Annotated in this window: 17 protein-coding genes; 10 read left to right on the forward strand and 7 right to left on the reverse strand. The window is 73.6% G+C overall.

The window, feature by feature from the left end:
• Window positions 1-101: 101 nt before the first annotated feature.
• Both M2302_RS26190 and M2302_RS26195 read right to left on the reverse strand, forming a co-directional pair.
• Complete coding sequence (locus M2302_RS26190) at window positions 102-1,640, reverse strand: LPXTG cell wall anchor domain-containing protein (RefSeq protein ID WP_280840509.1); 1,539 nt, start codon at window positions 1,638-1,640, stop codon at window positions 102-104.
• 189 nt (window positions 1,641-1,829) lie between these two features.
• A complete protein-coding gene (locus tag M2302_RS26195) occupies window positions 1,830-3,332 on the reverse strand; it encodes an LPXTG cell wall anchor domain-containing protein (RefSeq protein WP_280840510.1) in 1,503 nt (500 codons plus the stop codon).
• Between the two features lie 143 nt (window positions 3,333-3,475).
• Between M2302_RS26195 and M2302_RS26200 the strand changes: the two genes are divergently transcribed.
• Both M2302_RS26200 and M2302_RS26205 read left to right on the forward strand, forming a co-directional pair.
• On the forward strand, window positions 3,476-3,961 hold the full coding sequence (locus tag M2302_RS26200) for a SigE family RNA polymerase sigma factor (protein WP_280840511.1): 486 nt from the start codon (window positions 3,476-3,478) through the stop codon (window positions 3,959-3,961).
• Window positions 3,958-5,046, forward strand: a complete 1,089-nt coding sequence (locus M2302_RS26205) for an LCP family protein (protein WP_280840512.1) — start codon at window positions 3,958-3,960, stop codon at window positions 5,044-5,046. The genes M2302_RS26200 and M2302_RS26205 overlap by 4 nt, the downstream gene beginning before the upstream one ends.
• Here the strand turns inward: M2302_RS26205 and M2302_RS26210 are convergent.
• On the reverse strand, window positions 5,037-5,249 hold the full coding sequence (locus M2302_RS26210) for a hypothetical protein (RefSeq protein ID WP_210778686.1): 213 nt from the start codon (window positions 5,247-5,249) through the stop codon (window positions 5,037-5,039). The genes M2302_RS26205 and M2302_RS26210 overlap by 10 nt on opposite strands.
• 131 nt (window positions 5,250-5,380) lie before the next feature.
• Here M2302_RS26210 and M2302_RS26215 point away from each other — a divergent pair, with 131 nt between their 5' ends.
• Both M2302_RS26215 and fbaA read left to right on the forward strand, forming a co-directional pair.
• On the forward strand, window positions 5,381-5,764 hold the full coding sequence (locus M2302_RS26215) for a phage holin family protein (protein ID WP_280840513.1): 384 nt from the start codon (window positions 5,381-5,383) through the stop codon (window positions 5,762-5,764).
• A gap of 126 nt (window positions 5,765-5,890) precedes the next feature.
• Entirely contained in the window at window positions 5,891-6,913 is a 1,023-nt protein-coding gene (fbaA, locus tag M2302_RS26220; RefSeq protein WP_238449110.1) for a class II fructose-bisphosphate aldolase, read from the forward strand.
• A gap of 52 nt (window positions 6,914-6,965) precedes the next feature.
• Here fbaA and M2302_RS26225 read toward each other — a convergent pair whose 3' ends face one another.
• On the reverse strand, window positions 6,966-8,177 hold the full coding sequence (locus tag M2302_RS26225) for a hypothetical protein (protein WP_280840514.1): 1,212 nt from the start codon (window positions 8,175-8,177) through the stop codon (window positions 6,966-6,968).
• Window positions 8,178-8,429: 252 nt separating this feature from the next.
• Here M2302_RS26225 and M2302_RS26230 point away from each other — a divergent pair, with 252 nt between their 5' ends.
• Complete coding sequence (locus M2302_RS26230; RefSeq protein ID WP_280840515.1) at window positions 8,430-8,858, forward strand: DUF3151 domain-containing protein; 429 nt, start codon at window positions 8,430-8,432, stop codon at window positions 8,856-8,858.
• 46 nt (window positions 8,859-8,904) lie between these two features.
• On the opposite strand, the gene M2302_RS26235 is transcribed toward M2302_RS26230, so the two are convergent.
• Both M2302_RS26235 and M2302_RS26240 read right to left on the reverse strand, forming a co-directional pair.
• Window positions 8,905-11,397: a chromosome partitioning protein gene (locus tag M2302_RS26235; RefSeq protein WP_280840562.1), complete on the reverse strand. Its 2,493-nt coding sequence runs from the start codon at window positions 11,395-11,397 to the stop codon at window positions 8,905-8,907.
• 79 nt (window positions 11,398-11,476) lie between these two features.
• Complete coding sequence (locus tag M2302_RS26240; RefSeq protein WP_280840516.1) at window positions 11,477-12,487, reverse strand: hypothetical protein; 1,011 nt, start codon at window positions 12,485-12,487, stop codon at window positions 11,477-11,479.
• Between the two features lie 123 nt (window positions 12,488-12,610).
• Here M2302_RS26240 and M2302_RS26245 point away from each other — a divergent pair, with 123 nt between their 5' ends.
• From M2302_RS26245 to M2302_RS26265, 5 genes are all read left to right on the forward strand, one after another.
• The gene (locus tag M2302_RS26245) at window positions 12,611-13,900 is read left to right on the forward strand and encodes an adenylosuccinate synthase (RefSeq protein WP_280840517.1); all 1,290 of its coding nucleotides are present in this window, start codon (window positions 12,611-12,613) and stop codon (window positions 13,898-13,900) included.
• Between the two features lie 180 nt (window positions 13,901-14,080).
• The gene (locus M2302_RS26250; RefSeq protein WP_280840518.1) at window positions 14,081-14,986 is read left to right on the forward strand and encodes a type IV toxin-antitoxin system AbiEi family antitoxin domain-containing protein; all 906 of its coding nucleotides are present in this window, start codon (window positions 14,081-14,083) and stop codon (window positions 14,984-14,986) included.
• 134 nt (window positions 14,987-15,120) lie between these two features.
• Window positions 15,121-16,368, forward strand: coding sequence for a phosphoribosylamine--glycine ligase (gene purD / locus M2302_RS26255; protein ID WP_280840519.1), 1,248 nt, complete (start codon window positions 15,121-15,123; stop codon window positions 16,366-16,368).
• Window positions 16,369-16,418: 50 nt separating this feature from the next.
• Window positions 16,419-16,943, forward strand: coding sequence for a SigE family RNA polymerase sigma factor (locus M2302_RS26260; RefSeq protein ID WP_348529457.1), 525 nt, complete (start codon window positions 16,419-16,421; stop codon window positions 16,941-16,943).
• The gene (locus tag M2302_RS26265; protein ID WP_280840520.1) at window positions 16,936-17,775 is read left to right on the forward strand and encodes a hypothetical protein; all 840 of its coding nucleotides are present in this window, start codon (window positions 16,936-16,938) and stop codon (window positions 17,773-17,775) included. Before M2302_RS26260 ends, M2302_RS26265 begins: the two co-directional genes overlap by 8 nt.
• 61 nt (window positions 17,776-17,836) lie before the next feature.
• On the opposite strand, the gene M2302_RS26270 is transcribed toward M2302_RS26265, so the two are convergent.
• Complete coding sequence (locus M2302_RS26270) at window positions 17,837-19,399, reverse strand: AMP-binding protein (RefSeq protein WP_280840521.1); 1,563 nt, start codon at window positions 19,397-19,399, stop codon at window positions 17,837-17,839.
• Window positions 19,400-19,509 lie beyond the last annotated feature (110 nt).

Raw genomic sequence — 19,509 nt, forward strand, 5'->3', positions numbered from 1 at the left:
GGGGGGGCGTGGGTGGGGGCCCGGGGGGGGGGCCCCGCCCCGCCCCGGGGGGGCCCCCCCCCCCGGGGGGGGGGGGGGGCCGCGCCGGGTGGTGCGGTGAATCAGGCGACGAAGCGGGTGCGGCGGCGGGCCACCACGTAGCCGCCGACGCCGGCGGCGAGCAGCAGGCCGCCGATGCCGGCGATCAGGCCCGTGTTCCCACCGGTGATCGGCAGCGAGCCACCGTCGCCGCCACCGTTGCCACCGTCGCCCGAGCCGCCGTTGCCCGGCTTGATGACGACGGCCGCCTCGTTGTTGTCCGCCTTCGGGTCGCCGTCCAGGTGGGTGGTCACCTTGCCGGAGGTCGGCCCGGTCAGCTTGTCGATCCGCAGGGTGAACGGGTACTTGCCGCCCACGCCCGGCTCCGGGTCACCCGCGGAGATGCAGCCGTACAGGTCGGCGCCCGGCTCACCCCCGTGCTCCCAGGGGTTCCAGGGCTCCTCGCTGTCCTTGTCGTACGGCGCGCACTCCTCCGAGACCTCGATCGCCTCGGTGCCCTTCGGGATCTCGACGGTCACGATCGGCTCGGTGAGCCGCCAGGCGTCCACCGTGGCCGGACCCAGGTTCGTGAAGCCGGCGGTCACCGTGACCTTGTCACCGACCTTGCCGGCGGCGGTGCCGCCCACGGCGGCCAGGTCGGCCGGGTTGTTTCCGCCGACCTTGATGTCGATGACCGTGAAGTTGTTCGTCTGGTCCACGTCGGTCTGCGGGACGGACGCCTGCCGGGCGGCCGGCAGCTCGACCAGGCTGAGCTTGTCGCCGGTGCTCGGGGTGCTCGGCGGCAGCGGAGAGCCGGGGTCGTCGTCGATGATCTGGGCCCAGTCGTCCTTGGTCAGCCAGTCGACGTAGTTGTGCAGCGTGCTGCCCGTACGGGCACCCTTGTCCAGCTTGACCGGGAGCTTCTCGGAGAGCCGGTAGCTCTTGCCCGGCTCCAGGTCGGTGTCGAAGGTGCAGATGATGGCCCGGCCCTCGAAGTCTCCACAGTTGCTGAAGTCACCGACGTACGGGCTGCGGTAGTCGTCGGTCTGCAGCCGCAGCACCGCGCCGTGCGCCGTGTTGTCGCCCGAGTTGCGGACCACGTCGCCGGGCAGCCCCACTGTGGCGCCCGGATCGCCGTCGGCCTTGGCCTCCGGCTCGGACTGGAGGTCGACGCCCTCGGCGATGGTGACCGTGACGCTGCTGCTGGCGGTCTTGCCGCCGCCGGCCGCCTTGATGCCCAGCTCGGCCTTCTGTCCGGGCTTCGCGTCCGCCTTGGCGGTCAGGTAGTAGTCGAGGCTGGGGACGCCCCACTCCGTGGCCTCCGCCTCGCAGTGCAGCGTTTCGCCGGAGGGGACGCACTCCCAGTCGGAGGTGATCAGCTCGATGGTGGCGACGTCGTTCACCGCGGACAGGTCCAGGTCCAGGGTCGCGCTCTTCAGCTGTTCCTCGCCGGCGATGTACGTGGCGATGAAGTTGTACGTGGTGTGTCCCGGGGCGACCAGGACGTCCCAGGCGGCGATCTCCAGGGGGTCTGCCGCGTGGGCGGGGGTGGCGGAGGCGGCGACGAACGCGCCTGCGACGCCCAACCCGGCGAGCCAGCGCCGGGTGGAGTGCGTGAGCATTGGGGGTTCCTCCCGTGGGGGTGTACAGGTGGAGCCTGCGGATCTTAAGGACTCCTTAAAACACCGCGTCACCCCGAATGGCGTCCGGGCCAGGCAATCGAGCCGAACGGCTGAGCATCTTCGGCGCAACGGGCCGACCCTGGCGACGCCCCGTCGCCAGGGCGGCGACGGGGCGTGACGCGGTGCTGGTCAGGCGACGAAGTCGGTGCGTCGGCGGCGGGCCAGCAGGACCCCCGTCGTACCGGCGGCGAGCAGCAGCCCGCCGACGGCCATCGTCAGCGCGGTCGATCCGCCGGTGATGGGCAGCGAGTCGTCGCCACCGCCGTTGCCGCCGCTCCCGGCCGGCGGGACGAGCACGATCTCCGCCCGGTCGTTGGCCGGGTCGGTGTCGGCCTCGACGTCGATGGTCACTCGCCCGACGGTCGGCCGCGGCAGCCGGTCCACCCGGAGGGTGACAAAGTACGAGACGGTCTCGCCGACACCGGCAATGTCGCCCGGGCCGCTGCAGCCGTACTCCCGCGCACCCGGTTGGCCGTACGTGTCGCCGGGTTTCCAGGGGCCGCCGCCGATCGGCGCGCACCCCCAGTGCACCTCGACCGCGGTGGTGCCGTCGGGGATGCGGAACCGCACCAGCGGGATCTCCCGCCAGGTCTCCACCGCCATGGGCCCGTGGTTGCGGAATCCGGGCGTCACCGTCACCCGGTCGCCGACCTTGGCGCTGACCCGCCCCCCGACGGCGGCCGCATCCGCGGTCCGGTCGCCGGTGACGGTGATGCCCACCGCGGTCCAGTTGTTCCAGGCGGCGGTGTCGGTCTGCCGCGCCGTCGGCTCCGCCACCAGACGCAACTCGTCGCCGGTACCGGTGGTGTCCGGTGGGAGCGGCACGTCCGGGTCCTGCTCGACCAGCGCCCAGTCGTCGACGGTCCACCACTGCAGGCGGTTGGGCAGCACGAGGCCGCTGCGCAGGAACGTCTTGAGGGTGAGCGGCAGCGGTGCCGACAGCCGGTAGCTGACCCCGGGCGCCAGTTCGGTGTCGAACCGGCAGATGGTGGGTCGGGCCTCGGCGCGTCGGCAGTTGCGAAAGTCGTCGACCGACATGACGTGCATGTCGGCGTCGAGGGTCAGCACCGCGCCGCGCACCGGCGCCGGGCCGGCATTGCGTACGGTGCTGGTCAGGTCGACGGTGCCGCCGGGCCCGGCGCGCAGCGCGGTCTTCGGCTCGGTGACCAGGTCGACTCCCTCGACCACGGTGACCGTGATCTTCCGGGTGGCCGTGCCGCCGGCCGAGACGGCCCGGACGGTCAGCTCGGCCCGCCCGTCCAGCGGAGCGTCGGCCCGCGCGGCGAGCTGGAAGTAGAGGGTGGGCGTCCGGCTCCACCGGCCGAAAGCGCCCAGGCAGCGCAGGGTGTCGGCGCGCCGGGCGCAGTCCCACCCGCCGTCGTCGGTCACCGTGAAGGTGCCCAGCGAGTCCCACTCGGACAGCTCGATGTCGAGGGTCACCGGGCTGCCGGCGGGGGAGGGGTTGCCGTCGACCCGTACCGCGCCGGGAGCGGTGTGTCCCGGGGCGACCAGCAGGTCCCGGGCGGCGATCCGGAGTTCGTTGGCGGCGATCGCGGGAGCGGCGGTGGCGGCCAGGAACGCGCCCGCGACGGCCGCGCCGGCGAGCCAGCGCCGGATGGAGTGCCGGAGCATCGACTGTCCTCCCGATCGGTGGCGGAGCGTGGTCAGCCTCTCACGGATGTCACTCTCCGCCGGCCTGCCGCGCCCGGCGAGCGGGCGGCGCAACGTTTCGGGCGCCCACTTCCGTCATCAAGGTCGGGACACCGGGAGGTGCAGTGACGTACGAGGAGTTCGCCGACTCGCGGCTGACCGCGCTGCTGCGGTACGCGGTCATGCTGACCGGCGATCCGCACCAGGCGCAGGACCTGGTGCAGGACACGATGGTCCGGGTCCAGCTGAACTGGCGGAGGGTGGCCCGGGCGGAGTCCCCGGAGCGCTACGTCCGCCGAATGCTCACCAACCAGTACGTCGACTGGCGGCGGGGCTCCTGGATGCGTCGGGTGCTGCTGCGCGGCGAGCCGGAGGAGTCCGCACCGTCGGCCACCGACCACGCCCAGGACGCCGTGGAGCGCGACCAGGTCTGGTCCTGGCTGGCTCGGTTGCCCCGCCGGCAGCGCGCCAGCCTGGTGCTCCGCTACTACGAGGACCTGCCCGACGCGGAGATCGCCGAGATCCTCGGCTGCGCCGTCGGGACCGTCCGGTCGTCCATCTCCCGCGCCCTGGCCACGCTGCGCGCCGAACACGTGGAGGTCTGCTCATGACCGAGGCCGAGCTGCGGGCCGCCTTCGCCCGCCACGAGTCGCTGACCCCGCCGGCCGGGCCGCTGCGGGCGGCCGTCGACCGGATCGTCGTACGCCGTCGCCGTCGGCGCCGCCGGCTCCGGGCCGGGGCCGCCGCGCTGGCGGTGCTGGGGCTGCTGGGCCTCGCGGTGCCGCAGGTCGTCCCGTCGCTCGGCGGGCAGAACGGCACCGCGGAGCTCCCCGCCGACCGGGTCGCGCCGGGCGGCGCGCTGAACGTGCTGCTGGTCGGGGTGGACGGTGCCCCCGATTCCCGGGTCCCCGGCGCCGATTCCGTCCACCGCGCCGACTCGGTGCTGCTGGTGCACGTCCCGGCGGACCGGAGCCGGCTGTATCTCGTGTCGCTGCCGCGCGACCTGATGGTGGCGATCCCCGGGCACGGCATCGACAAGCTGAACAGCTCCTTCCAGTTCGGCGCCACCGCATCGCGGCCCGGCCTGCGCCGGGGCTACGACCTGACCCGTCGGGTGGTCGGCGACACCACCGGCGTACGCATCGACGCCGGCGCGGTGCTGACGTACCCGGTGCTGCGGCGACTCACCGACGGCGTCGGCGGGGTGGAGGTCTGCCTGCCGGAGCAGGTCCGCTCGGTGCACACCCGGCGCGTCTTCCCGGCCGGGTGCCAGCGGCTGGACGGCAGGAAGGCGGTCGATCTGCTCCGCCAGCGCATCGGGATGACCGGGGGAGGCCAGGATCGGGACCGCAACGCCCAGCGCTACGCGGCGGGACTGCTGCGGCAGCTCGACAGTGGGGACGCCCTGCGCAACCCGGTGGCACTGAATCGGCTGTTGGTCGCCCTCGGCCCGGACCTGGTCACCGACACCGGCGACGCCTCGCTGCCGGAGCTTCTCACGCGCACCGTGCAGGCGTCCCGGGCCGCTCCGGTCGGTCTCGCCCTGCCGACCGTCGACTCGCCGAAGCGGCCGGGCAACCTGTTGCTCGACGAGCGTGCCGCACCGGCCCTGCTGACCGCGCTACGCCAGGACCGGCTGGCCGAGTGGGCGGCGGCGAACCCCGACCGGGTGACCGCCCTGGGGTCTCAGCGGTAGTCGTCCTCGTCGCCGGTGACCACCCGGGCCTGCTCCATCGCGTCCCAGTCGCCGACCTCCAGGCCCCGGTGCGGCTCGGCCTCGGCGTCGCCCGGGTCGATCGAGGCGGCCTGCTCGACCGCGTCGGCCGGCTCGGCCTCCAGGTCGCGCTCCTCCGGGCTGAGGTGGTCGCTCGGCGCGAAGTCCTCGTCGGGCTGACCCATCGTCCCTCCCTGGTTCCGGCGGACTGTCCCCCACACCGTACGGGCTGCGCGGCGCGGGTGCCCGGTGGGCGCGGCAGGCGGACTCGGTGGATCGTCCCACCGGGGCCTTCCGGCGGTGCCAGGATGGAGGCGTGGGCTTCCTGATCCGGCTGGCGATCACCGCGGTCGCGCTGTGGGTCACCACGCTGATCGTGCCCGGCGTCGACGTGACCGGCGGCAACGCCGCCGAGACGGCGTTCACCCTGATCGTGGTGGCGCTGATCTTCGGCGTGGTCAACGCCGTGCTCAAGCCGGTCATCAAGGTGGTCGGCTGCGTGTTCTACCTGCTCACCCTCGGTCTGATCGCGCTGGTGGTGAACGCGCTGCTGTTCCTGCTGACGGACTGGATCGCGCGTGGGCTCGACCTGCCGTTCCGGGTGGACGGTTTCTGGGCCGCCTTCTGGGGGGCCATCGTGATGGCGGTGGTGAGCTGGCTGATCAGCGTCGCCGTACCGGACAGTCTGGAGGACCGGTGAGGGGAGGCGGTTGTGCCCGCCGCCACCTTCTACGGGATACTGCCGGCGGTGGACAGCGCGGTCCGGCGCACCCGATGGAAGACAGCGGCCAGCTCGGCCGAGAGCGGTAAGTAAGGAGCGTTCGACATGCCCATCGCTTCCCCCGAGACTTACGCGGAGATGCTGGACCGGGCCAAGTCCGGCCGGTTCGCGTACCCGGCGATCAACGTGACGTCGTCGCAGACGCTGAACGCGGCGCTGAAGGGCTTCGCCGACGCGGAGAGCGACGGCATCATCCAGGTCTCCACCGGCGGTGCCGAGTACCTGTCCGGCCCGTCGGTCAAGGACATGGTCACCGGCGCGGTGGCGTTCGCCGCGTACGCCCGCGAGGTGGCCAAGAACTACCCGGTCAACATCGCGCTGCACACCGACCACTGCCCGAAGGACAAGCTGGACAAGTTCGTCCGGCCGCTGATGGGGATCTCCCAGGAGCGGGTGAAGCGCGGCGAGGAGCCGCTGTTCCAGTCGCACATGTGGGACGGCTCGGCCGTGCCGGTGGCGGAGAACATGGAGATCGCCGCGCAGCTCCTCGACGAGGCCGCCAAGGGCAAGATCGTCCTCGAGATCGAGGTCGGCGTGGTCGGTGGCGAGGAGGACGGCGTCGAGAACGCCATCAACGAGAAGCTCTACACCACGGTCGAGGACGGCCTGGCCATGGTGGAGGCGCTCGGCCTCGGCGAGAAGGGCCGCTACATGGCGGCGCTGACCTTCGGCAACGTGCACGGCGTCTACAAGCCGGGCAACGTCAAGCTCCGCCCGGAGGTCCTCGACCACATCCAGATGGCGGTCGGCGCCAAGTACGGCAAGGAGAAGCCGCTCAGCCTGGTCTTCCACGGCGGCTCGGGCTCGCTGCTGTCGGAGATCCGCGAGGCGCTGGACTACGGCGTGGTCAAGATGAACATCGACACCGACACCCAGTACACCTTCACCCGTCCGGTCGCGGACCACATGTTCCGCAACTACGACGGCGTGCTGAAGGTCGACGGCGAGGTCGGCAACAAGAAGATGTACGACCCGCGGGTCTGGGGCAAGGCCGCCGAGGCCGGCATGGCCGCCCGCGTCGTCGAGGCCTGCGAGCACCTGCGCTCGACCGGCACCAAGATGAAGTAACAGCGGTCAGCACGACGGCCGGCTCCCCGCCCGGGAGCCGGCCGTCGGCGTCTCAGGCGGTCGCGGTGAGCACCCGGACGGCCTCCCGGACGTCGTCGGTCAGGTGCACCGTGGTCGACAGGTCACCGAACGGGGACGCCGCGAACAGCGGCCGCAGCAGCGACTCGATCGGCAGTTCCCGGGTCCAGTACGCGCGGTCCAGGAAGACGTACGCCCCGCTCGCCCCGTCGGTCCCGTAGTAGGTCTTCGTCGCCGCCTGGAACACCTCCTGCACGGTGCCCGCCCGGCCGGGCGCGAAGACGATCCCGCCCCGGGCCAGCCGCAGGATCGTGTCCTCCCGGATGGCGTTGGAGAAGTACTTGGCGATCCGCCCGGCGAAGAGGTTCGCCGGTTCGTGCCCGTACAGCCAGGTGGGGATCGCCAGCCCGCCGGAGCGGGCCCAGTCGAGCTCCGGCGCCCGCTGCTGCGGAGCGGCCGGCCCGGTCGCGTACCGCTCGCGGACCGCCAGCGCCGCCGCCGTGTAGCGGTCGTGGTCGGTGAAGTCCGGCGCCACGGCGAGCAGGTCGATCGCGGCGGTCAGCTCCTCGGCCGGCCGACCCGCGAGGAACGCGCCGAGGTTGGCCGCCTCCATCACGCCCGGTCCGCCGCCGGTCACCACCAGCCGGTCGGCCCGCGCCAGCTCCCAACCCAGCACCGCCGCCATCCGGTACGGCACGCTGCCGCGCGGCACGGCGTGCCCGCCCATCACCCCCACCACCGACTGCGGCCCGTGCTTCGCGAGCCAGGACCGGGTGGCGTCGACCAGCGCGTTGTCCACGCCGTGGTCGTGCAGCCGCTGGCCGAGCGCCTCCCGGACGTCCGGCAGCGCGCCGCCGTGCTCGCGGAAGTGCGCGTACACCCGGGTGTCGTACATCCCGGCGAAGCCGCCCTCGGCGAACCCGGCGGCCAGCTCCTCCGGGGTGTAGAGGTGCGACGGCTGGGTCGGGTACGGCAGCCCGGAGAAGGGCGGCACCACGTTCGCCCCGCGCCGGACCAGGTCCGCGCCGACCTCTCGGGAGGCGAACCGGCAGCCGACGAAGAGGGTGCCGGCGACCTCGGTGCGGGTCAGGTCGGGGATCGGGTCCAGGTCGAGGCGGAGCCCCTGCACGGTCAGGCCGGCGAGGCTGCCGGTGGCCAGCCGCCGGTCGAACTCGGCGCGGGTCTCGATCTCGTCGTGGCTGGTGTCGTGCGGCGCGATGACGTCCGCGGGAGGTGGGGTCGGCACCAGGCCATCCTGCCCGGCCCGGGCAATGGCGCAAACCTGCCGGTCCGGGGGGCCGGGACGACAGGAGCCCGGCGGTCGAGACCACCGGGCTCCTGCGTAACCGGGTCCTGGGGAGGCTCCGGATTAATAGTTGTAATGGAAAACATCTCGCGGCGGCATGGGCCGCAGGCGTGACGGACGCCTCCCCCATTCAGCCAGAGCGCTGGGCCGATCCTCTCGCGCGCGGTAGGGCGAAGCCGGTTGAATGGGACGATGCAGAACCTGTTGCCTGAGCCACCGGCCACCCTCCTGCCCGCGCACGAAGAGGCCGACGCCACGCTCGCGGCCGCCGCCGAGAGGGGCACCGACGAGGCGTACGCCGGGGTCGCGGCCCGCTTCCCGACCTACAGCGCGGCCTGGGCGGTGCTGGCGACCCGGGCCTTCAACGCCGGCCAGGTCATCCCCGCGTACGCCTACGCCCGCACCGGCTATCACCGGGGCCTGGACCAGCTGCGCCGCAGCGGCTGGAAGGGCCACGGGCCGGTGCCCTGGTCGCACGGCCCCAACCAGGGCTTCCTCCGCTGCCTGTACGTCCTGTCGCGGGCGGCGGGCGAGATCGGCGAGGCGGACGAGGCGGCCCGCTGCGCGCAGTTCCTGCGCGACTGCGACCCGGCCGCCGGGGACGCCCTCGCCAGCGAGTGACCCGTCGCGACGGCCGGCCCGGCGGTGATCGGGCCGGCCGTCGCGGCTACAGCCCTTCGGCCACCGCGGCGGCGATCTTCAGCCAGGCGTCCCGGGTGGCGGCGGAGAGCCCGCCGTACCGGATCGGCTCCCCGGTGTCGATCAGACGCTCGTACGGCGCGAGCAGCACCGCCCGGGTGCGGGCGGCGAAGTGCTCCTGGATCGCCGGCAGGTCGATCTCCTTGCGGGACGGCGGCATCGACACCACCGTCACCGCCTGCCGGACCAGCCGCTGCCGGCCGCTCTGCTCCAGGTGGTCGAGCATCCGGGCGGCCGTCTCCGCCGAGTCGTTCCGGGCCGACATGGTCACCACCAGTTGGTCGGTGGCGTCCATCGCGGCCTGCCAGTTCTGCGCCCGGACGTTGTTCCCGGTGTCCACGAAGATCAGCTTGTAGAACCGGCTGACCACCTCACGGATCTCCGCGAAGGCCGCCGCGGTGAGCATCTCGCCGCCGGTGGCCGACTCGTCCGAGGCGAGCACGTCGAACATCCCCTCGCCCTGCGAGCGGACGTACTGCGACAGGTCGCCGATCCGGCCGTGCGCGCCCTGGAACTGCCCGAGGTCGCGCAGCATGTCCCGGACCGTACGGGAGTGGAAGTCCTGCTGGGCGCGCATGCCCAGGGTGCCCTGGGTCTCGTTGTTGTCCCAGGCCAGCACGTACCCGCCGCGCTTCTGACCGAAGGTCATCGCGAGCAGCAGGATGGCCACCGTCTTGCCGGCGCCGCCCTTCGGGTTCACCACGGTCACCTGGCGCAGCCCGCCGAAGTTGCGGCGGACCATCTCGACGTCCCGCTTGATCTCCTGCTCGTGCCGCCCCGGCGGCAGCTTCAGGCCGATCTTGTTGACCACCGCCCGTACCCCCATGGTGGCGACCGGGTCGGCCGGGCGGGCCTGCCGGCGGCGGGCGAAGTCCTCGGCGGTCGGCGCCGATGCGCCGTCCGGCGTCCAGCCCGCGTCCGGGTAGCCGCCCTGCGTCGCCCGCGCCGGCGGCTCCGGGTACGACTGCCGGGGCAGCCCGGCCGGCGGGGTGCTCTCCTGCCAGGACGGCTGGTACCACCCGGCGGGCGGCTGCGGCCCCGGCGGCCCGGGCGTCATCGGCCCGGGCTGCGGCGGGCCGGCGTGTGCAGGCGGCACCGCGAGCGTGGGCCCCGGTGGGTACTCCGTCGGCGGGTGCGGGCCGGGCGGCGTCAGCGGCGTGCCCGGCGAGGGCGGGAACGGACCCAGCTTCGGCGCCGGGGGCGTGGGCGCCGCGGGCTGGCCGGGCACGGTCGCGCTGCCGATCGCCTCGTCCCCGATCGCGGCTCCGCCGTGATCGCCGCCCATCGCCGGGTCGCCGCGCAGCGCCGGGTCGCCGTGCATCGCCGGGTCGCCGTGCAGCGCCGGGTCGCCAGCGGCGGCGGAGCGCTGCGGTGGCTGGGCCCACGGCGACTCGCCCTGTCCCCGGGCCGCCTGCGGGATGCTCGCCACGGGTACGACCGGGGTGCCCGGCGCGGTGTGCGGCACGGGCGCGGTGATCGGCTGGTCCAGGGTGAAGGGCAGGTCGAGGTCGACCGCCGGCTGCCCGACCCGGGGTGCCGGCGCGGGGTGCGTCGGCCGTCGGGCGTCCTCCGCCGGCTCCGGCTCGGCCTGCGGTTCGGCCTGCGGTTCGGCCTGCGGCTGGGCCTCCCCGGTCACCGGGCCCGCTTCGGCGGCCGCGACGGCGTGCCCGGCCGGCAAGCTGGCCTCGGCCACCATTCCGGGTTCGGCGGCCCTGCCGTTGGTCCCTGGGATGCTCGGGCCGGCGGCAGTGCCGCTCGCGGCGGGAATGTTCGGGCCGGGTGCGGTGCCGTTGGCGGCCGGGATGTCGGGTCCGGCGAAGGTGCCGTCGGGGGTGGCGCTCGGGATGGTGGTCGTGTCGCCCGTGGCTGGAGTGGCCGGGCTGTCCGCCGCGCTGGTCGTCGGCGGGGCACCGTGTCCGACGAAGCTCCCGTCGGGGGTGGCGCTCGGGCCGGTGGCGCCGCCGTTCGTGCCGGCCCCGCCGTTCCCGTTCGCCGCGAACCCCGTCGTGGGTGGGCCGCCACCAACGACGTGTTCGGCGCCGACCAGGCCGCGAACGCTGTCCCCACCGACCGGGCCGCCGCCGGCACTCACCGGGGCGCCGCCAGTGACGGTGCCCGCACCGGCGCTGGTGTCGTGGCCGAGCTGGGAGGGGTGTTCCTCGCCCGAGTCGGCCGGCGTGGCGGGTCGGTCGTCGGGACCAGCCGCGTACGGCGGCATCGGCGGTGGGGTTGGTTCGTCGGCGCGCAGGGACGCCCAGTCGCCGTCCGGCGGGGGTGCCGTCCAGCCGTCGGCGGCGGGGGCGGCGTTGACCTCGGCGGTCAGCGACGGGTACAACGGCGAGGCCTGGACGCCCCAGGTCGGGGCGGTGTCGGTCGCGTCGGGCGGCCAGAGCGGTTCGATGTCCCGCTCCGGCACCGCAGGCGGGCCGGGCAGCCGGCCCCGGTCGGCGTTCTCGTCCACCACGGTTCCTCCCCATTCCTCCTGCCGAGGATAGGCCGTCCCGTTCCGGTCACGGAACGTAGCGGAACGCCGTTCCGGGTCAGCTCGTCCAGACCGCCCAGGCGCCCGCCTCGGTCCACCAGGACCGCTTGCGGCTCAGTTCGCCCTCCACACCGTCGTCGAGGAAGGGGACCTTCTCGTCCCGGGGGACGACCGCGACCGCCCGGCCCCGGGCCCGGCGGACCTCGAACCGGATCCGCTTCCGACCGAACGCCTTCCGGGTGACCACCGGCACGGCCACCGCCACCTCGACCACGCCGTCGGTGGGGTCCGGCGCGGTCAGCAGCGGCAACCCGTCCAGGAACGCGTACCCGCCGGCGTTGCCGATCGCGCAGGCCAGGATCGGGTCCTCGCCGTCGGAGAGCACCGCGTCGTCCACCTCGACCCGGCCGCGCCAGTGCAGCGGGCGCCCCCCGTCGTCGGCCGCGCCGAGCAGCGCGCCGTCCAGGGTCACCGAGCCGGCGTCGTTGCGCAGCAGGTCGAGCCGGCGAGCGGTGCCGTCAAGCACCGCGGCGGCCACCGCCGCCGGGTCGCGGGGCAGCCCGAGCTGCGCCGCCAGGTCACCCCGCGTGCCGCTCCGGGCGGGGTCGAGCGGGAGTACGCCGATCGGCGGCAGGTCCGGCACCGTACGGTTGCCGGCCAGGTCCGCCGGGCGGCGGCTGGGCGGTGGGGCGTACCGCCGGACCAGCCGGCGCAGGACGGCGCGCAACTGTGCGTCGGTGGCCGTGGCGACGATCAGCCGGGTCTTGGAGTCGGGGTCGGGCCAGGTGAGGCCGTCGGGGCGGGCGGGCGCGTCGAGCCGGGCCAGCACCTCGTCGATCTCGGCGTCCGAGCGGGCGGTGACGGTCTCCACCCGGGCACCCCGGGCGGTCAGCGCGTCCGCGCAGGCCAGCACCGGTACGCGCGGCGTCTCGCAGCGCTCCTCGGGCTGCTTCGGCGCATCCGCGCCGTCGGACCCGGTCGCGCCACCGCAGCAGGCTCCGCCACTGCCGCAGCCTCCACCGGGAGCGTCCCGCTCCGAGCCGAGGGTGAGCAGCACCACGTCGTACACGAAGGAGCCTCCTGACTCTCGACGCGACCCCTGCCGGTCCCGCCGTCACTACTTGTTAGCCTGACACCCCGGGCTCGCCAACCGGTCGCCACCTGGCACCCGAGCCTTCTGGAGGCGGAGAAGATGCCAGCGATCGTGCTCATCGGCGCTCAGTGGGGCGACGAGGGCAAGGGCAAGGTTACCGACCTGCTGGGTGAGCGGGTCGACTACGTCGTGCGCTACTCCGGCGGCAACAACGCCGGTCACACGGTGATCACTCCCGACGGGCAGAAGTACGCGCTGCACCTGATGCCGTCCGGGGCGCTCTCACCGAGCGCGATGATCGTCATCGGCAACGGCGTGGTGGTCGACCCGAAGGTGCTGCTGGCCGAGATCGACGGGCTCGCCGAGCGCGGCGTGGACGTCTCCCGGCTGCGCATCTCCGGCGACGCGCACCTGATCATGCCGCACCACCGGGCGCTGGACCGGGTGGTCGAGCGCTACCTCGGCTCGGCCCGGATCGGCACCACCGGCCGGGGCATCGGCCCGGCGTACGGCGACAAGGTCGCCCGGATGGGCATCCGGCTCCAGGACCTGCTCGACCCGGGCATCCTGCGCAAGAAGCTGGAACTCGCGCTGCGTGAGAAGAACCAGCTGCTGTTCAAGATCTACAACCGCAAGGCGATCGACGTCGACGCGACGATCGAGGAGTACCTCCAGTACGCGGAGCGGCTCAAGCCGTACATCGCGGAGACCCGGGTGATGCTCTGGGACGCGCTCGACCGCGGCGAGACCGTGCTGCTGGAGGGCGCCCAGGCCACCATGCTCGACATGGACCACGGCACCTACCCCTTCGTGACCTCGTCGAACCCGACGGCCGGTGGGGCGTGCGTGGGCGCGGGCATCCCGCCGACGGCGATCAACCGGGTGATCGCGGTGAGCAAGGCGTACACCACCCGGGTCGGTTCCGGGCCGTTCCCGACTGAGTTGTTCGACGACAACGGCCAGCACCTGCGCAAGATCGGCCACGAGTACGGCACCACGACCGGCCGGGAGCGCCGCTGCGGCTGGTTCGATGCCGTCGTCGCCCGGTACGCCTGCCGCCTCAACGGCGTCACCGACCTGGTGGTCACCAAGCTGGACGTGCTCACCGGCATGGCGAAGGTGCCGATCTGCGTCGGGTACGAGATCAACGGCGAGCGCTTCGACGACATGCCGATGACCCAGACCGACTTCCACCACGCCAAGCCGATCTACGAAGAGCTCGACGGCTGGTGGGAGGACATCACCAAGGCCAGAACCGAGGAAGACCTCCCGGAGAACGCCCGCCGCTACATCGCCAGAATCGAAGAGATCACCGGCACCCGCGTCAGCGTCGTCGGAGTAGGCCCCGGCCGCGAAGAAAACGTAGTCCGCCACCCCCTCCTCCCCTAACCCCCTCCCTCCCCACCGTTTCCGCCTCGCCTCGGTGATCAAGAAGTTTGCGTCGGGATCCGGCCCGAACCTGACGCAAACTTCTTGATCACCGGCACAGGTCGGGGCGGTTGTCCACAGGGTTGGGGTGGTTGTCCACAGGGGTCGCCGGTGGGGGTGGGTGGGGGGCAGGCTGAGTGGGTGGGTGAGTTCGGCGCGCTGCGGCACGACGGGGTGGTGACCGTCGCCCAGGCGTTGGCCGCCGGTTACAGCCGGGATCAGATTCGGCACCTGTGCCGGTCAGGTCGGTGGCTGCGGGTGGCGCGTGGGTGCTTCGTGCCGGCATCCGAGGTGAGCGGGGATGCGCTGCGCCGCGCCCGCATCCGGGCGGCGGTCACGAGTCTCGGTGCCGGCGCGTTCGTCGTGCTCGACACCGCTGCCGAGTTGCACCGCATCGGCGGCCTCAGGCCGACCTCGGCCATCCACGTCTCGGTGCCGGTGGACCGCCCGCGCCCCCAGCGTCCCACCGACCCGGCTCTGGTGGTGCACCAGTTGACCGTCGACCGAGGCGACACCTGCCGGGTCGCCGGAGTGCCCGCCACCACCCCGCTTCGGACGCTCGCCGACGTCATCCTCCGGGCGGACCGCTATGCCGCCGTGAGCGCACTGGACTCCGGGCTGCACCGGCAGCTCGTCACCGGTGCCGACCTCTTGTCGATCCCCGCTCTGATCGCGAGTCGTCGGGGCGCCGTCGCGGCCAGGAGCCACTTGGCGGAGGCGGACGGACGGGCGCAGTCGCCGCTGGAGACGCGAACCCGGCTGCGGTGTGTCGACGGCGGGGTCCCGCCCGACGCGCTCCAGTTGGAGGTACGCGACCACGACGGCTACCTGCTCGGTATCGGCGACCTCGGCTGGCGGGCCGCACGCCTGATCGCCGAGGCGGACGGCCACGACCCGCACTGCACACCGCAGGCGGTCTACGAGGACCGGACGAGGCAGAACCGCCTGATCAACGCCGGTTGGCGGCTCCTTCGCTTCACCTGGTCCGACACCCTCCGCCCCGACTACATCCCGTACACCGTGAAGGCCGCCCTCCGCGCCCCTTGACCCACCCCCACCCACCGGCCCGGCCGCCCCGGCATTCGTAGTTGACCAAGAAGTTTTGGTCTCGGAAGGGCCGTATTGAGACGCAAACTTCTTGATCAACAGGGGTGGGGGTGAGGGTCGGTAGGATCGCCGGCGTGCGGGTTCTTCTTGTGGGTGGTGGGGGGCGGGAGCATGCTCTCGCGCTGGGGCTGGTCGGTGACCCGAGCGTTGCGGGGGTGATCGCGGCGCCGGGGAATCCGGGGATCGCCGGCATCGCCGAGCTGCGCGACGTGGCGGCCGCGGATCCGGGGGCGGTGGCGGCGCTCGCGGTCGAGGTGCAGGCTGACCTGGTGGTGATCGGGCCGGAGGCGCCGCTGGTCGCCGGGGTCGCGGACGCGGTGCGGGCCAAGGGCATCGCGGCGTTCGGGCCGTCGGCCGAGGCGGCCCGGCTGGAGGGTTCCAAGACCTTCGCCAAGGAGATCATGACGGCGGCCGGCGTGCCGACCGCGCGTGCCCACACCTGCACGGACGCCGAGAGCACCGCCCGGGCCCTGGACGAGTTCGGTGCGCCGTACGTGGTGAAGAACGACGGGCTGGCCGCCGGCAAGGGCGTCGTCGTCACCGAGGACCGGGACGCCGCGTTGAAGCACGCGCAGGAGTGCGGCCGGGTCGTGGTCGAGGAGTACCTCGCCGGGCCCGAGGTCTCGCTCTTCGTGGTCACCGACGGCGAGGCGGCGCTGCCGTTGCTCCCGGCGCAGGACTTCAAGCGGGTCGGCGACGGCGACAGCGGCCCGAACACCGGCGGCATGGGCGCGTACGCGCCGCTGCCCTGGGCACCGCCCGGCCTGGTCGACGAGGTGATGCGCGACGTCGTGCACCCGACGCTGGCGGAGATGCGCCGCCGGGGCACCCCGTTCGCCGGGCTGCTCTACGTGGGCCTGGCGCTGACCGCCGCCGGCCCTCGGGTGATCGAGTTCAACGCCCGCTTCGGCGACCCGGAGACCCAGGTGGTCCTCGCCCTGCTGGAGACCCCGCTGGCCGGGCTGCTGCACGCCGCGGCCACCGGCACGCTGGCCGCGCACCCGCCGCTGCGCTGGCGCGACGGCGCCGCCGTCACGGTCGTGGTCGCCGCCGACGGCTACCCCGCGTCCCCGCGTACCGGTGATGTGATCACCGGCGCGGACCGCGCCGGGATCATCCACGCCGGCATCCGCCGGGCCGCGGACGGCGCGTTGCTCTCCGCCGGGGGCCGGGTCCTCTGCGGTACGGCCACCGGCCCGGACCTCGCCGCCGCGCGGGACGCCGCCTACGCCCTGGTGCGCGGCGTCGAGCTGGCCGGCTCGCATCACCGCACCGACATCGCCGCCGCCGCGGTCGAGGGCCGGATCGCCGTTCCGGGCTGACCGGGCAACCTCCGGCACCGTCGCCTCCGTTTGAACGGTGAGGTGAGGAGGTGGCGGGATTGCCTGCCGACATCGAGGGCTACCGCGAGTACGTCGCGGCGCGGCTGGAACCGCTGCGCCGCACGGCGTACCTGCTCTGCGGCGACTGGCACACGGCCGACGACCTGGTGTCGACGGCGCTGGTCAGGTTGCTGCGGCACTGGCGGCGGGTGTCCGCCATGGACAGTCCGGACGCGTACGTCCGGCGTACCCTGCTGCGGGTCTGGCTGGACGAGCGCCGCCGGCCGTGGCGGCGGGAGGCCGCCTGGGCGCAGGTGCCGGACAGCGCGGTCCGCGCGACCACCGACGGTACGGCCGATCGCCTGACCATCCTCGCCCTCGTCGCCGAGTTGCCGCCGCGCCGCCGCGCGGTGCTCGTGCTGCGTTACTTCTGCGACCTGTCGGTCGAGGACACCGCCCGCGAGCTGGGCTGCACCCCGGGGACCGTGAAGAGCCAGTCCGCGCGGGCGATCGAGGCGTTGCGGGGCCGCCTCGTCACCGCACCGACCAGTCGGGAGGCACGTACCGATGGATGAGATCTCGCACGAGCTGCGCCTCGCGGTGGCCGACGCGCCACCCAGCCGGATCGACGTCGACCAGCTGATCCGGGTCGAGCGGCAGCGTCGTCGGCACCGGACCTGGGTGTGGAGCGGTACCGGGGTGGCGGCGGCCGTTGCCGCGGCGGTCGTGACACCGGCGCTGATCGCCGGGGGACCGGCGCCCCGGACGGCGGTGCCTCCGGCGATCGGCTCACCCACCGCCAGCCCCACCGCCGAAGTGCGGCTCTGCACCGGCGTGACGCCGAAGCCCAGCGGGCCGCAGCCGCCGCTGCAGTCGCACGCCACGGTGCGCGACCGCCCGACGGAGGAACCCGCCGCCGGGGTGGCCCGCCTGACCGCGGCGCTGCGGGACGGACTGCGCAACCGGCTGCCCGCCGACGTGCGGATCGACCCGGGGCAGAAGGGCTGCGCCGAGCCGCAGTTCCAGTACCACCCGAGCTACCGGGAATACGTCGTGGGCGGCACGGTCCGGCGGGGGAAGGACTCGGGCTTGTTCCTGCTCCGGGTGGCCCCCACCCCACGCGACGAGGCTGTCCCGAACTGCGCCCAGGCGCCCGACCCGGAGAACTGCGAGGTCGTCCGCTATCCCGACGGCTCGGTGGCCCTGCACAGCACGATGCCGGCGGAACGGCGGCATCGGCAACTGTCGGTCCTGCTGCTGCGGCCGGACGGCACCTCGGTGCTGGCCATCACCAACAACGGCGTCGACAACAGCGTGGAGACCGCGAAGACCGCCGACACGCCGCTGCTCACCCTGGACCAGCTCGCGACCGTCGCTCGGATGCCGGGGCTGACCCTCTACCCGTGAGCGTCCCGGGGGTCGCGCCGATCGCGCGGCCCCCGGCGCGGCGCTCAGCGCAACCGGCCGGTCAGCCGTAGTAGCGGCGCAGTTCCCGGCTCAGCACCTTGCCGGTGGCGTTGCGCGGCAGGTACTTCACGAAGATCACGTCCCGGGGTACGGAGAACCGGGCCAGGTAGTGCCGGACGTACTCGCGGACCGCCTCGGGGTCGAGCACCTCGCCGGGGTGCAGGCCGAGGAAGGCGGCGAGCCGCTGCCCGTACTCCGGGTCGGGTACGCCGATCACGGCGGCCTCCCGGACCTGGGGGAGCCGGGCCAGCAGATCCTCCACCTCGGACGGGAAGACGTTCTCCCCACCGGAGACGATCATGTCGTCGGCGCGGCCGTCGACGAAGAGCAGGCCGTCGGCGTTGATCCGGCCGAGGTCGCCGGTGTCCAGCAGCCCGTCGTGGGTCTCCCGCCGCGCCCCCGAGGTGTAACCCTCGAAGAGCATCTCGTTGCCCACGAAGATCCGCCCGACCCGCCCGTCGGGCACCGGCTGGCCGTCGTCGTCCAGGATCTCCAGTCGGGTGCCGTGCGGTGGCCGGCCGGCGGTGGTGGGCGCCTCGCGCAGGTCGGCGGGGCCGGCGATGGAGGCCCAGGAGACCTCCGTCGAGCCGTACAGGTTGTAGATCACATCGCCGTAGACGTCCATGAACCGCGGCGCCAGCCCGCCGGGCAGTGCCGAGCCGCTGACCGCGACCACCTTCAGCGGCGGCCGCGGGTCCGGCGGCGGCACGTCGAGTAGTCGCTGCACCATCACGGGTACGGCGAAGAGCGCCTGGCACTGGTGGGCCACCAGCGCGGCCAGCGTGGCGGCCGGCTCGAACCGGCGGTGCAGCACGATCGTGGCGCGCAGCGCGAAGGCGAACTGGAGGGCGGCGTACCCCCAGGTGTGGAAGAGCGGCGCGGCGATCATCACGGTGTCCCGGGTGTGCAGCGGGATTCGGTCGATGATGGACACCAGCGGGCCGAAGCCGTTGGGAGTGGGTCGACGGGCACCCTTGGGCGCGCCGGTGGTGCCGGAGGTGAGCACGATCGTCCGGCCGTCGCGCTCGGGCGGTTGCAGGTCGCCGCGAAGCGCGCCGGCGATCAGCTCTTCGAGGCCGCGCTCGTCCACCCGGTGCACCTCGGCGGGAAGGCCGAGGATCCGGTCGGCGAACTCGTCGTCGTGGACCAGCACCCGTAGCCGCTGTTCCTCGGTCACGGTGGCCAGTTGAGCGGCGGAGAGGCCACTGTTGACCAGCACCGCGTCGGCGCCGAGCACGGTGGCGGCGACGACCGCCTCGATCAGCCCGTGGTGGTTGCGGCAGAGCACCCCGACCCGGTCGCCGGCCTGTACGCCGAGCCCGGTCCGCATCGCCCGGGCCAGCCGCTCGGCCCGGTCGAGCAGCTCCTGGTAGGTCAGTTCGGCGCCCTGCTCGTCGATGACGGCGGTCCGGCCCGGGTCGCGGGCGGCGGCCTGCCGCAGCTCGCCGGCGAGGCTCCAACCCCACTTGCGCAGCGCCTGGAGCTGGGAGGCGACCCGGATCGGCCGGCCCGGGGTGAGCAGCCCCCGCCGGGTCAGCGTGGCCACGACGAACGGCAGGTCCATGCGGCGCCTCCTTCTCCGGGGGGGTGAGCGTGAAGGGCCCCCGCAGGGGCCCTTCAGCCGGACGTCACCTTTCGATCATGCACCGGATGCCTGCCGGAGCCCAACCGGTG

Source organism: Micromonospora sp. A200 (assembly GCF_029893845.1).
GTDB classification, from domain to species: Bacteria; Actinomycetota; Actinomycetes; order Mycobacteriales; family Micromonosporaceae; genus Micromonospora; species Micromonospora purpureochromogenes.

Coding starts and splice junctions, on each gene's coding strand:
- M2302_RS26190 (WP_280840509.1), bottom strand. CDS start 1,640: ATGCTCACGCACTCCACCCGGCGCTGGCTCGCCGGGTTGGGCGTCGCA.
- M2302_RS26195 (WP_280840510.1), bottom strand. CDS start 3,332: ATGCTCCGGCACTCCATCCGGCGCTGGCTCGCCGGCGCGGCCGTCGCG.
- M2302_RS26205 (WP_280840512.1), top strand. CDS start 3,958: ATGACCGAGGCCGAGCTGCGGGCCGCCTTCGCCCGCCACGAGTCGCTG.
- M2302_RS26210 (WP_210778686.1), bottom strand. CDS start 5,249: ATGGGTCAGCCCGACGAGGACTTCGCGCCGAGCGACCACCTCAGCCCG.
- fbaA (WP_238449110.1), top strand. CDS start 5,891: ATGCCCATCGCTTCCCCCGAGACTTACGCGGAGATGCTGGACCGGGCC.
- M2302_RS26230 (WP_280840515.1), top strand. CDS start 8,430: ATGCAGAACCTGTTGCCTGAGCCACCGGCCACCCTCCTGCCCGCGCAC.
- M2302_RS26245 (WP_280840517.1), top strand. CDS start 12,611: ATGCCAGCGATCGTGCTCATCGGCGCTCAGTGGGGCGACGAGGGCAAG.
- M2302_RS26265 (WP_280840520.1), top strand. CDS start 16,936: ATGGATGAGATCTCGCACGAGCTGCGCCTCGCGGTGGCCGACGCGCCA.
- M2302_RS26270 (WP_280840521.1), bottom strand. CDS start 19,399: ATGGACCTGCCGTTCGTCGTGGCCACGCTGACCCGGCGGGGGCTGCTC.